The organism is Ruegeria sp. BE1, from assembly GCF_056538885.1.
The window spans coordinates 160629-173567 of sequence record NZ_JBQFTY010000008.1; the positions used below are offsets into that span (position 1 = coordinate 160629).

A 12939-nucleotide genomic window follows, 5' to 3' on the forward strand; every position below is an offset into this window, starting at 1 on the left:
GGGGCTCCTACCTCCCGGCACGCCGCTTTTTGTCGCCTTAACCACTTGGCGCAGGCTCGGTTGCCAGTCCCGCCCCAAGGGCCAGCAACAGGATCAGGGCGCCGATCAGCGCGGCTGAAAATCGGATGAGCTTTTGGGCCTCTTTGCTGCGCAGCGCAGCCAACAGACCATGCGCGCCATCCCGGTCTTTCTTTTGCATCCAGGTATAGAGCGCGACCGAGCTGACGATCACCACACCCGAAGCAACGGATTGCCAGAAGAACTCGATCCGCAGGGTGACCAGCGCGTTGATCATCATCGACAGCAGCAGCACACCGGCCAGCGAACCCAGCATCGAGGCGCGACCGCCGAACAGCGAGGTACCCCCCACAACCACCGCCGCGATGACGTGCAGATTGAAATACGGGGCCGAGGTCGCCTGAATCGCATTCAGCTTACCGGTCAGCATCACACCCGCCAGCGCAGCCGCCGCGCCCATCAGCACGTAGGCATAGATTTTGTGGCGGTCGACCGCGACGCCGGTCATCTCACTGGCCTCGGGGTTCGAACCGATGGCGATGGTGTAGCGTCCGAAATAGGTGCGGGTCAGAACCACATAGCCAACGGCCATGGTGATCAGGCCCAGCACGACAGGCACGGGGATAAAGCCGGGAATCTGGCCGCGCCCAATCTCGGTAATCAGATCGGGGAAACGGGCCAGCACCAGACCTTTGGCGATGACCAGCGCCAGACCGCGGTACACAAGATCCATAGCCAGCGTGCCGATCAGGTCTGGCACTTTGAACCGGGTGATGACCAAGCCGTTGATCAGCCCCATGATTGCGCCCATCAGAATGGCCAGCGGCACGGCGATCCACGCGGGAAACCCATATTGCTTGACCAGAAACGCCATCAGAATGGCTGACAGGGCCGCAACCGAGCCGATGGACAGGTCAATCCCGCGCTGGGTGATGACAAAGGTCATCGCCATGGCCATCGGCATATACAGCGCCGCGTCCAACAGGATCAGGTTCAGGTTCGTCAGGCGGAAATACCGCGCGGGTTCCGCGATGCCCATGAAAATCAGGATCGCGAGGATCATGACCATGGGGCCGATAAAGGCCAGATAGGGCTCCAGCCGGTCCATGATGGTTCGTTCGGGATGCGTGGTTGTTGTCGACATCTGTGTTCTCCTCACGCAGCCGCATCCTGGGCACCCACGATGAGGCCCAGAACATCTTGCACCGAACTTTCGGCAGTTTTGACCACGCCGACGGCGCGACCACGACGCTGAACGTGAATGCGGTCAGATACTTCGAACACATCATCCAACGAATGCGAGATCAGGATCACCGCCAGCCCCTGCTCGCGCAGCGACTTGATGAGTTTCAGGGTGCGGGCCGTTTCCTGCGGACCAAGCGCCGCAGTCGGTTCATCCATCACCAGCAGACGCAGGTCTTCGTGATAAACCGCGCGCGAGATGGCCACCGCCTGACGCTGACCCCCCGACAGGCTTTCCGTCATCACATCCATCGAGCGCAGACGGACGCCAAGCCGTTCCTCCAGCACCCGCGCGGCCTCGGTCTTCATGCGTTTATTGTCCAGAAGCGGGATACCCATAAAGTTCTTGGTCAGTTCATTTCCCAGAAACATATTCGCAGCAGGCGACAGGTGATCGGCCAGAGCCAAAGTCTGGTAAACCGCATCTATCCCGTTTGCGATCGCGTCGGAATGGCTGGCCATATCCAAGGGCTGTCCATCCATCAGGATGCGGCCTTCGGTGGGCTGATAGACCCCGGTCAGGATCTTGATCAGCGTGGACTTTCCGGCGCCGTTGTCACCGACGATGGCCAGCACCTCGCCTGCATAGGCGGTCAGGTCCACATCCTGCAACGCGGTCACACCGCCGAAGCGTTTGGTTATTCCTTGCATTTCAACCAATGGCATGTCGCTCATGGTTTCCTCCTTTGCGCAAAGCTCCGCCATGGCGGTCAAATGACCGCTTGTGTGCTCTGCGCTGTGTCGTCTCGGTTGGCGGCGACCCCGATATCGGGGCCGCCCGTGGGGTTACTTGCCCCAGATTTTCGAATACGCCTCGCGGTATGGGGTGTCCGGGTCGAACTGGTTGCTGTCGCCCAGCTTGGTCAGCCCGGCCTCAGTCACCAGCGCGGGCGATGTGATATAGCCCGAGCACGCCTCGCCCTGAATGGCGCGGTTCAGCTCATCCACCAGTTGCCAGCCCTGCAGGTTCAGCGGTTCGGCCACGGTGATGGTCTGATAATTGCCGCTGCGGATACGCTGGAACGCGGCCTCGGACCCGTCGCCAGCCGACCCTGCCTGCGGGCCGTCATCGGACGAGATGCCAGCAGCGGCCAACGCCGGACCCATGAAGTCGAAATAGAGGTCATTGATCGCCAGTGCGTGCGTCCACTGATCACCGTATTTCTGCAAGAGGCTTGTGGTCAACGGCCCCATGCGGGCCGAGGTATCGGCGATGGGCGTGTCGACATATTCCAGCACCGTACCGCCGGCGGCCTCGATGGTTTCCTTGATGCGGTCGGCCTTGTCGATGGCGATCTGATAGGTCGAGTCGGTGAAGATGATCGCCCCTACGCCATCGCCGCCATCCTCCATAGCCCATTCGGCGGCCACCTCGGACACGGTCATCGCATCGGTCGAGACATTGGCAAAGATGCCGCCCGGCGCGTCACAGCCGATCTTGGGGCCCGAATGCCACGCGACAATCGGAATGCCCGCAGCCACGATGCCCTCCAGCGCGGCCTGCTGTTCCACCGCGTCAAAGCCGTTGATGATGACGCCGTCGGGCTGCAAGGCCAGCGCTTGACCGATCGCCCCGGTCCGACCCTGGATCGAGCCCGCGCCGTCCAGCACGCGGACCTCCCAGCCGATGGTATCCACGGCTTCTTCAACGCCGTTGGTCACGCCCAGAATACCACCGTTTTTCAGGTCGGCGGCGACGACCACGATTGACTTGCCCTCGGCAGCCTTGGGGCCACTGGTCGGCCCGTCAAAGGCGGTTTCGGCCATCACAGGCACACCCAGACCGGTCAGAAGGGCAGCGGCGGATACCGCCATGAACGTCCGTTTCAGCATAATCTCCTCCCTTATGCTTTTACTTGTTAGCGCCTTTGCGCCGCTGTGCGTAACCAGCAATGCCGATTGCGATCAGAAGCGTGACACCGTTGAACATCGGCTCGACCCAGAAGGATCCTCCGAATTGTTGAATGCCCGAGATACCGACAGCCAGGATCGCGACACCCACGACTGTTCCCCAGACATTCACGCGTCCCGGCTTGATGGTGGTGGACCCCAGAAAGGCCCCGACCAAAGCAGGCAACAGGAATTCAAGACCGACCGAGGCTTGCCCGATCCGCAATTTTGACGCCAACAGCACCCCGGCAAAGGCCGTGATCAGGCCAGATGACATAAAGGCCCCGATGACGAATTTGCGTGTTGGAATACCGTTCAGCTGCGCGGCGCGCTGGTTCGCGCCAATCGCATAGAGGTACCGACCAATCGGCGTGTATTCCAGGATCAGCCACATGGCGACGGTGATCCCCAACACATAGAACCCGGTGATCGGCAGGCCGAAGACAAAGGTGCCGTTGATGGCATAGAAACTATCCGGCAACGCGCCAACCATCTGACGGCCACCCGTGTGCCACAGGGCCAGCGCATACAGAACCGTGCCGGTGCCCAGCGTGGCGATAAAGCTGTCGATCTTGGCGACCTCGACCAGCAGTCCGTTCAGAAATCCGGTCAGCAAGCCCAGCGACAGGACAATTGCCACGGCAACCGGCCATGGGATGCCATACAAAGTCTGCAAGGAAATCGCCAGAATGTGCCACAGCACGATCCCGTACCCCACCGTCAGGTCGATACGCCCCGCCGCCATCGGGATCATCGCCCCCAGCGACAACAGCGCAATGATGGCCTTGTCCGAGATGATCGCCCGAAGGTTCAGCATTGTCGGGAAGGTATTGGGCAGCAGGATCGAAAACAGAATGATCAGAAACGCGGTCAGCAGGACCAGACCATAGACCGGCAGAAACCGCAGGATGCGCGTTTTCATCGAGGCGTTTTTCAGCTCGGCTTTGGTGGGTTCCAGCGCGTTGGATTCAAGCGATTGCATAGTGGTCTTCCCTAACTTGCGACGGCGTTCGAGGCCGATGCAGCCTGTATGAGGTTCTCGGTTGTCAGTTCGGTGCCCGACAGTTCCCGCACGATTTGTCCCTGACTGAATACGATGGCGCGGTGGCAGATGGCGGCGACCTCTTCGAAATCGGTCGAGACGACGATGATCCCCACCCCATCTGCCATCGCGCGGTTCAGCAGCGCATAGATTTCCGCCTTGGCGCCAACATCGACTCCGGCAGTCGGGTCTTCGCAGATCAGCAGCTTGCGCTGGGTTTCCAGCCAGCGGCCAATGACCACCTTTTGCTGATTGCCACCCGACAGGCTTTCAATCGCCATGCTTTGGTCATTGGGCGACAGGGCCACGTCATCCCCGATCTTGGCGGCGCTTTGCGTCTCGGCCCGGTGGCTCATGAACGACAACAGCGACCGCCCGATGGCAGCCGGGTTCAGGAACGTGTTTTCCCGTATCGTCAGCGACATGGCCACGGATTCCTCTGTCCGGTCTCGGGCGACCAGACCGATGCCTGCCGCCATCGCCGTTTGCGGCGAAGACAAGTCCGGCCGCTGCCCGCGCAGAGTGATCTGGCCGTCAAACACCTCGGCCCCGAACAACGCGCGCGAGACGTTTTCATGCCCCGCCCCGCGCAATCCGACGAGGCCCACAATCTCATTCGTCTGGAGTTGGAAGCTGACATTGTGGGCAGCCTCCATATTCAGGCCCTCGACCTGAAGGATGGTGTCACCCAATGGCATATCGGGCTTGCTGACCTGACGGGTTTTGCGGCCAACGATCATATACACCAGCTCTTCGGGGGTGGTGTGGTCGATGCTGCGCAAACCCACCATTTCACCGTCGCGCAGCACCGCGACACGGTCGGCGATCTGAAAAATCTCATCCAGACGGTGCGAGACATAAATCATGCCGACACCCTGTTCCTTGAGGGGACGCAACGCTTGGAACAGACGTTCGACCTCATCAGCCGGCAGCGAGGCTGTGGGTTCATCCAGAACCAGAAAATCGCAATCCACCGCCAAGGCGCGCGCGATGGCGACCAGTGATTTTTCGGTACGCGACAGGTCCTGAACGCGGGTTGTCGGGTCGAATTCACACCCAACCTTGTCCAGCGCATCCTGCGCAAAGCTTTCAACCGACTTCCAGTTGATCAGCCCGCTTTGGCGCGAATACCCAAGGGCCAGAGCGATATTTTCCGCCACTGTCATCCATTCGATCATCCCCAGGTCCTGATGGATGAACGCGACCGACTGACGCTCACCAAAGCCGCCGGGGCGGTGTTCATAGGGGTGGCCGTCGATCAGAACGCGCCCCTCATCCGCCTTGTGAATGCCGCCCAGAATCTTGATCAGCGTGGATTTGCCCGCCCCGTTTTCACCCAGCAGGGCAACGATTTCTCCGCGTTCAATGTTCAAAGATACATCGCGCAAGGCATAGGTGCCTCCAAAATGCTTCTTTATGCCGTCGAAGAACAAATTGTTTTGCGCAGTGCCGGGCACGGCGGCCTCCTCCCAATGCTGGATAACTCAGATGCTCCTCAACATCGTATTGAGTTACCCGTAACGTTACGCTAGCATTCTCGCAGGCCACTCAGATGTCAATAAAAAAGAGTTACCCGTAACGTAAATGAGCGACGAAGCAGATAAATCAAGTAAAAACAACAAAATAAGCCTTGCCGAGGTCGCCAAGGCTGCGGGCGTGTCCAAGATGACTGCCAGCCGTGTTTTACGGGATGAAGGCGGTTTCTCGGAAAAGACGCGCGCCAAAGTCATGGCCGAAGTTGACCGTCTGGGCTATCTGCCGAATCGTTTGGCGACCGTGTTTGCGGGCGACAAAAAGTCGACATTTGTCGGCGTCAGCATTCCCGAACTGGGCAATGAAATCTTCGCGCAGGTGCTGGAAGGCATCGACCGGAAACTGGGGGCGTTCGGCCATCAAACCGTCCTTGGCCTGACCGAGCATGAGGTCGACCACGAAGAGAAATGGATTGAGACGGTTCTGTCCTGGCAGCCCGCCGGTCTGATCATCACGGGTCGGTCCCACAGCCCCAAAGCCATCCAGATGCTGCGCGGCGCGGGCATTCCACTGGTCGAGATTTGGGATTTCAATTCCAGCCCGCTGGATATGTGCGTTGGGCTGAACCATTTCGACAGCGGCTACAGCATGGGCCGCTATCTGGCGGGCATGGATTATCGCAAATTCGGCTATGTCGGCACGTCCCATGACGTGGCCAACGCGGCAACGGCGCGGCTGAACGGGTATTCCAAAGCCATCGAAGACGCAAACGGGCGGCTGGAAAAGCAGCTTTTGCTGAAAGACACGCCCGGCTTTTACACCGGGTTTTATGGGACCGAGCAGTTGCTGGCCTCGCACAATGATATCGAGGTCATATTCTATCAGAACGACAATATGGCCATCGGCGGGCTGCAATATGCCAGGAAAATCGGGCTGAGCATCCCTCAGGATATTGGCATTGCCGGATGGGGGGATCTGCCGATCTCGGCCATTCAGCCCTACCGCCTGACCTCGATCGCCGTGCCGCATCTGAAGATCGGGCAGATTGCGGCCGAGATGGTACTGGCCCAAATCAATGGTGAGCCGGTGAAGTCGGCCAAGGATGTCGGCTTTCGGCTGATCCCGGGAAGTACGGTGATCAAGCCTGACAGCAGCGCCTGACCGGGAACCGGCTGACACCCAGATTAACGTTGCGCCGTTCCTATGCGGTGTGAATAGTGAGGGGATGACACGAGCCAGTTGCATCGTTCTGACCTTGGCGGCGCTTTCTCTCGGCCCTCCCGCCAGCGCACAGTCTGACTCTGCACCAAGCGTTGTGGTCGCTGCAGCCTCATTCCAGTCCCTGCAAAAACGCGATGAGTTCGTCGGCCGCGTCGTCGCCGATCAGAGTGTTGATCTGCAAGCCCGCGTCGAAGGCGTGTTGGAAGAGGTGAATTTTACCGAGGGCGGGGTTGTCGCCAAGGGTGATGTGCTGTTTCAGATCGAACAACAGACCTATCAGGCCCGGGTGGACCGCGCACAGGCCGCCCTGAACAGCGCTGAGGCCGCAGCCCAAAGCGACAAGACCGATCTGGACAGGCAGCAGGCGCTGTTTGACAAGGGCGACATTTCACAATCGGTTCTGGACACCTCCAGCGCCAGTTTTGCCGAAGGGCAAGCGGCCGTGGATGCCGCCGCAGCAGCCCTCAGGATTGCCCAGATCGATTTGGGCTATACTCAGATTACCAGCCCTATTGATGGGCGCATCGGGCTGTCGGCGGTGGATGCCGGCAATCTCGTCAATTCTGACAGCGGCGTTCTGGCCACGGTCACAAGCATCGACCCGATATTGGTCAGCTTTTTCATCAGCGAACCGGTCTTGCTGCGTGAACGGCGCAACGGATCAATTTCCCGGGACAACGTAAAACTGACCACCCAAATCACTCTGGCTGACGGGGAAACCTATGACAGTCAGGGGCAAGTTACCTTTGTCGGCGACAGCGTCGGTCAGGACACGGATACCGTTGAACTGAGGGCCACCTTCGCCAACCCTGACGGCATGTTGATCCCCGGTCAGTTTGTCATCGTAGGGCTAAGCGGGTCAGACGATACCAAGGTACTGACCGTCCCGCGCAACGCTGTGCAATTCGACAAACAGGGCTATTTTGTCTTTACGGTCGACGACAAGAATACTGTCCACCGCAAACCGATAGAGATCGGGACACAGACCGCCACCGTAACGCAGGTCAACAAGGGCCTCGACGCGGGTGAGCGCGTCGTTATTCAGGGCCTGCAAAAGATTCATGACGGACTGGTCGTCGATCCGGTGGAAAGCCAGGGTTAGGGGATGGCTTGATCTCTCGCTATTTCATCGACCGCCCGCATTTTGCTGCTGTCATCGCCATTCTGATGGTGCTGTTCGGGGCGGTCTGCCTGCGGCTGATACCGATCTCGGAATACCCGCACATCACCCCACCGCAGGTCTATGTTAACGCGCATTATCCCGGTGCCGACGCACAGGTCATTCAGGAATCCGTCGCGACCCCCATCGAAGAGCGGATGAATGGCATTGAGGGCATGCTGTATATGCGGTCCAAAAGCGCAAACAACGGCAGCTATGACCTGAGCGTTTCTTTCGAATTGGGCACCGATCCCAATGTCGCCGCGGTCGAGGTTCAGAACCGCATCGCGCTGGCCAGTGCGGAATTGCCCTCGGTCGTGCAGCAACAGGGGATCGAGGTCACGAAACAGTCCGGCAACACGGTCCTTGTGATCAATCTGACCTCACCGGACGGGTCCCGGGACGCGCTTTTCCTCAGCAATTATGCCGCTGAATTCCTGCACGACCCCCTGCAACGCCTGACCGGAGTGGGCGGCGTCTCGCAATACGGTCAACTGGAATACAGCATGCGGGTCTGGATCAATCCCGTTCGGATGGCCGCACTGAACATAACGGCAGCCGAAATTGCCGACGCGATCCGGGACCAGAACCTTGTCGCCGCAGCCGGACAGGTGGGTGCCCCGCCCTTTGGGGATGAGCGTATCGATTTTCAGTACAAGCTGAGGGCCGAAGGTCTGCTGCGCAATGCCACCGATTTCGGCCGGATCATCGTGGCCACCGGCACGGACGGGTCGGTGACCCGCCTTGAGGATGTCGCCCGGATCGAGCTTGGGTCGGCCACTTATTCCGGGTCAAGCCGGTTGAACGGGAAAACCACGGCAGCCATCGCGGTGCATCAGGAAAGCAATGCAAACGCACTGGACATTTCGGACAGTGTGCACGCGTTGTTGCAAGAGCTGTCGAAAGAGTTTCCAGACGGTGTGTCCTATGAAATCACCTATGATGTGACCGACGCGGTTCGGGTGTCGATCCGGGATATTCTGAAAACTCTTGGCCTGACCGCCGGTCTGGTCGTCGCCGTGACCTTTTTCTTTCTGGCGAGCTTCCGCGCCACGCTTGTCCCGGCCATTGCGATCCCCGTGTCGCTGCTGGGCGCGGTTGGCCTGATCTTTGCCGTCGGGTTCAGCGCCAATATGATCACGCTGTTTGCCCTTGTGCTGGCCATCACTCTGGTTGTCGACGACGCCATCATCATTATCGAAAACGCTGAGCGCATTCTGACGGATGAGGGTCTGGCCCCGCGCGAGGCGACGCTGAAAGCGATCTCGCAGGTCAACAGACCGATCATCGCCACCACCTTTGTTCTGGCCGCTGTATTTGTGCCCGTCTGCTTCTTTCCGGGGGTGACCGGGGCGATCTATTACCCATTCGCCGCGACCATCATTTTTGCCTTTGTCCTGTCGGCAGTGAACGCCCTGACGTTGTCCCCGGTTCTGTGCGCGATGCTGCTGAAAACACAGGCGCGGCCGATTGGTCCTTTGCGTTTTGTGCCGATGGCCGTGTTGTGGCTCAGACGGCTATATATGCGCCTTGTGTCAGTTATGCTGCGGCACATTCTGGTGTCTTTGCTGGTGTTTGGGACCGCCGTGGCGGGCACCGTCTATTTGTTCAAAACCGTGCCAACAAGTCTGATCCCGCAAGAGGACAATGGCGTATTGATGGCGGCGATAACCCTGCCGGACGGGGCCTCGCTGCAGCGGACGCAGGCTTTTATGGAACAGGCCGGCAAAGTCATCGAGAAGACACCCGGCGTGGACACGGTGACAACCGTCTCAGGCGCAAGCATGCTGGCCGGGGGGCGGTCAAATGCCGGTATGGCGATCATCAGACTGGATCCGTGGGACCAACGCAAAAGCCCCGATCTGAAGCAGCATGCCATCATGCGGAATTTGGACAAAAGCCTTGCTGCGCTGCCACAGGCTGAAAGCTATGTGTTTTCTTTCCCGACCATTCACGGGCTGGGCTCAACCGGAGGCATTTCTGTCGAGCTATTGGATCTGGAAAAGGCCGATGGCAGTCAGTTGGACGCGGTGATGACCGGATTTGTGACTGCGCTGAACGCCGCACCCCAGTTTGTCCGCGCGCATGGCAGCTTTTCGGGGCAGACCCCCCAATACCATTTATCAGTCGACCGTGATCGGGCCGAGGCGCTAGGGGTCAGCGTTTCTGACATTTTCACCGCGCTTCAGGCCAATCTAAGTTCTTATTACGTGGACAATTTCATCCTCTCGGATCGGGTATACTGGGTCATTATCTCAGCCGACGCCAGGTTCCGGCAAACCCTGGATGACGTTGACAATATCTATGTCAAGAATTCGGCGGGAGAGTCCCTGCCCCTGCGCAATTTCCTGAGCACCGAGCCGGTCCTCGCACCTGATTCAATTCCTCGCTACAACCTATTCACCGCCGCATCGGTCAGTGCACAATTGGCCCAGGGTGTCAGCTCGGGCGGCGGGATTGCCGCAGTGCAAGAGATCGCCGACAAAACTCTGCCCGACGGCTTCCGGATCGATTGGTCCGGTGTCACCCAGCAAGAGGTACAGTCTCAGGGCTTGGTACCCTATATCATGCTTTCCGCCTTGATACTGGCCTATCTGTTTCTTGTGGTGCTGTACGAAAGCTGGGTTTTGCCGCTTTCGATCATCGCGTCGACCGTTTTTGCCCTGCTGGGTGCGCTGCTACCCGTGGCGATGTTGCCCTTCCTGACCAGCAATATCTTTGCTCAGGTCGGAATGGTGCTGCTGATCGGTCTGGCGGCGAAAAAAGCCATCATGGTGGTGGAGTTCGCCAACCAGCAGCGACAAGCCGGGGCCGGCATTCACGAGGCCGCGCTGAAAGCTGCAGAAACCCGGTTTCGTCCTGTGACGATGACCGGGCTGTGCTTTGTCATCGGCGTGATGCCTTTGGTCCTGTCCAGCGGTGCGGGGGCTGCGGCGCGTGTCTCGATCGGCTATCCGGTTCTGTTCGGCATGATTGTCGACAGCACACTTGGCCTGCTTATGATCCCGGTTCTTTATGCGGCGGTGCAATCAGCCCGAGAGTATCTGATCGCCTTTCGCAGGTAGGATCGGTCTGCGAACCCCGCCTCAGAGCAGTGTACTCATCACGTCGACCACGAGGTCATGATCGTCATGCTGCGCAAGGCCTGACACCGTCGCGGCACCTACAACACTGCCGCTGGTCAGGATAATCGGAAAGCTTCCACCGTGTGAGGCGTATTCCTGCGACGATACATAGTATTTCTCTTCCAGCGTCACACCCTGTTCACGGCAATACTGCCCCATATAGAGCGAGCTATGCGCAAACCGCAGAACACTGTTTCGTTTCCGGGCAATCCACGATCCGTTATCTGCGCAACTGCCAGGCAGCCCGGCATGAAACAGCTGTTGGCCAAAGGCAAATACGTCAATCGCAATTGGCAGATCCGCCGAACGTCCGGCCTTCAGCAGGGCCAGACCCAGCTCAACGCCTGCATTATGTCCGAATTCCGCGAACCGCAATCTGCGTTCCTGCTCAAGCAAACCGGCCGCATCAAGGTTTATGGATTGAGTTTTCAAAGCGCGTCCTCTCCTTTTTGCCGCACACTATCCGTTTGCTATTAGCGCTACCACCGCCATTTGCGGTTTCATGCCCTAGTCGGATTTTCGGCTGGTCTTGTCATGGCGTATTGTGTTGACTAGGACGACTGTGCAGACCATCGGAATTTGAGCTTATTTATGTTGATCACACCCGTCCTTCTCTGTGGCGGCTCGGGCACGCGCCTGTGGCCTTTGTCGCGCAAAAGCTATCCCAAGCAGTTTGTCCCGCTGGTGGGGGAGGAAACGCTGTTTCAGGCCTCGGCGCGGCGGCTGTCGGGGCGCACAGCGGCGATCAGCTTTGCGGCCCCCGTTGTGCTGACGAACTCGGATTTCCGCTTTATCGTGGTCGAACAGCTGCAGGCCGCGGGCATTGATCCGGGCACCATCATGATCGAGCCCGAGGGCCGCAACACCGCCCCCGCCGTGCTGGCCGCCGCGCTACAGGCCGTGGCCAAGGACCCGGATGCGGTGCTGCTTGTGGCGCCCTCGGATCACGTGGTGCCCGATGTGGCGGCGTTTCAGGCCGCCGTGGCCCGCGGGATGGACGCGGTGGCGCAGGGCCAGATGGTGACCTTTGGCATTACGCCTACCCACCCCGAGACCGCCTATGGCTATCTGGAACTGGCCGCGCCAGCGGGCGACGGGGCGCCGGTGGCGCTGAAACAGTTTGTGGAAAAGCCCGATCTGGCCCGCGCGACCGAGATGGTCGCGGCCGGCACGTTCAAATGGAATGCGGGTATCTTCCTGTTCTGCGCCGCCGATATGGTGGCCGCATTCCGCGCCCATGCGCCCGATCTGATCGCGCCGGTTCAGGCGGCGGTGGACAGCGCCACGCCCGATCTGGGTTTTCTGCGGCTGAACCCCGAACCCTGGGCGCAGGCGCAGGACATCTCGATCGACTACGCGGTGATGGAGAAGGCCGACAACCTGTCGGTCGTGCCCTTTGACGCGGCCTGGTCCGATCTGGGCGGCTGGGACGCGGTGTGGCGCGAAAGCGGGCCGGATGGCGACGGCGTGGTGACCAGCGGCGCGGCCACGGCCATCGACTGCCGCAACACGCTGCTGCGCTCGGACAGCGAACAGGTCGAACTGGTGGGGATCGGCGTCGAGAACATCATCGCGGTGGCGATGAATGACGCGGTTCTGGTGGCCGATGCGACCCGGGCGCAGGACGTGAAACAGGCGGTGGCGGCGCTGAAATCCAAGGGCGCGGCGCAGGCGACGACCTTTCCCAAGGATCACCGGCCCTGGGGCTGGTTCGAAAGCCTTGTGGTGGGCGAGAGGTTTCAGGTCAAACGCATCCACGTCCACCCCGG

The 12939-nt window shown here is 59.7% G+C and carries 10 protein-coding genes; 4 read left to right on the forward strand and 6 right to left on the reverse strand.

Annotated elements, in window-relative coordinates; genetic code table 11:
* Nucleotides 1-37: 37 nt before the first annotated feature.
* The 5 genes from ACR0J5_RS19505 to ACR0J5_RS19525 form a co-directional block, all read right to left on the reverse strand.
* Nucleotides 38-1162 (reverse strand): ABC transporter permease, encoded by a 1125-nt coding sequence (locus ACR0J5_RS19505; RefSeq protein ID WP_480656372.1) that lies wholly within the window; start codon nt 1160-1162, stop codon nt 38-40.
* Between the two features lie 11 nt (nt 1163-1173).
* Complete coding sequence (locus ACR0J5_RS19510; RefSeq protein WP_480656374.1) at nt 1174-1935, reverse strand: ATP-binding cassette domain-containing protein; 762 nt, start codon at nt 1933-1935, stop codon at nt 1174-1176.
* Between the two features lie 111 nt (nt 1936-2046).
* The gene (locus ACR0J5_RS19515; RefSeq protein ID WP_480656376.1) at nt 2047-3093 is read right to left on the reverse strand and encodes a substrate-binding domain-containing protein; all 1047 of its coding nucleotides are present in this window, start codon (nt 3091-3093) and stop codon (nt 2047-2049) included.
* A 19-nt stretch (nt 3094-3112) separates the two neighbouring features.
* Nucleotides 3113-4132, reverse strand: coding sequence for an ABC transporter permease (locus ACR0J5_RS19520; protein WP_480656378.1), 1020 nt, complete (start codon nt 4130-4132; stop codon nt 3113-3115).
* A gap of 11 nt (nt 4133-4143) precedes the next feature.
* Nucleotides 4144-5649, reverse strand: coding sequence for a sugar ABC transporter ATP-binding protein (locus ACR0J5_RS19525; protein WP_480656380.1), 1506 nt, complete (start codon nt 5647-5649; stop codon nt 4144-4146).
* 127 nt (nt 5650-5776) lie between these two features.
* On the opposite strand from ACR0J5_RS19525, the gene ACR0J5_RS19530 reads away from it, so the two are divergent.
* The 3 genes from ACR0J5_RS19530 to ACR0J5_RS19540 all read left to right on the forward strand — a co-directional run bounded on the left by ACR0J5_RS19530 (nt 5777) and on the right by ACR0J5_RS19540 (nt 11110).
* Nucleotides 5777-6826 carry a LacI family DNA-binding transcriptional regulator gene (locus ACR0J5_RS19530; RefSeq protein ID WP_480656382.1) on the forward strand — a complete coding sequence of 350 codons (1050 nt, stop codon included), beginning with the start codon at nt 5777-5779 and terminating at the stop codon, nt 6824-6826.
* 64 nt (nt 6827-6890) lie between these two features.
* A complete protein-coding gene (locus ACR0J5_RS19535; RefSeq protein ID WP_480656384.1) occupies nt 6891-7988 on the forward strand; it encodes an efflux RND transporter periplasmic adaptor subunit in 1098 nt (365 codons plus the stop codon).
* Between the two features lie 8 nt (nt 7989-7996).
* Entirely contained in the window at nt 7997-11110 is a 3114-nt protein-coding gene (locus ACR0J5_RS19540) for an efflux RND transporter permease subunit (RefSeq protein WP_480656386.1), read from the forward strand.
* Nucleotides 11111-11131: 21 nt separating this feature from the next.
* Here the strand turns inward: ACR0J5_RS19540 and ACR0J5_RS19545 are convergent, their stop codons facing one another.
* A complete protein-coding gene (locus tag ACR0J5_RS19545; protein WP_480656388.1) occupies nt 11132-11602 on the reverse strand; it encodes a heme-degrading domain-containing protein in 471 nt (156 codons plus the stop codon).
* A gap of 159 nt (nt 11603-11761) precedes the next feature.
* Here ACR0J5_RS19545 and ACR0J5_RS19550 point away from each other — a divergent pair.
* On the forward strand, nt 11762-12939 hold a 1178-nt coding region (locus tag ACR0J5_RS19550; protein WP_480656390.1), incomplete at its 3' end, for a mannose-1-phosphate guanylyltransferase/mannose-6-phosphate isomerase.

Bases quoted from the DNA above. Each gene is read 5' to 3' on its own strand.
- ACR0J5_RS19505 (WP_480656372.1), bottom strand. From the start codon at position 1,162: ATGTCGACAACAACCACGCATCCCGAACGAACCATCATGGACCGGCTG.
- ACR0J5_RS19520 (WP_480656378.1), bottom strand. From the start codon at position 4,132: ATGCAATCGCTTGAATCCAACGCGCTGGAACCCACCAAAGCCGAGCTG.
- ACR0J5_RS19535 (WP_480656384.1), top strand. From the start codon at position 6,891: ATGACACGAGCCAGTTGCATCGTTCTGACCTTGGCGGCGCTTTCTCTC.
- ACR0J5_RS19510 (WP_480656374.1), bottom strand. From the start codon at position 1,935: ATGAGCGACATGCCATTGGTTGAAATGCAAGGAATAACCAAACGCTTC.
- ACR0J5_RS19515 (WP_480656376.1), bottom strand. From the start codon at position 3,093: ATGCTGAAACGGACGTTCATGGCGGTATCCGCCGCTGCCCTTCTGACC.
- ACR0J5_RS19530 (WP_480656382.1), top strand. From the start codon at position 5,777: ATGAGCGACGAAGCAGATAAATCAAGTAAAAACAACAAAATAAGCCTT.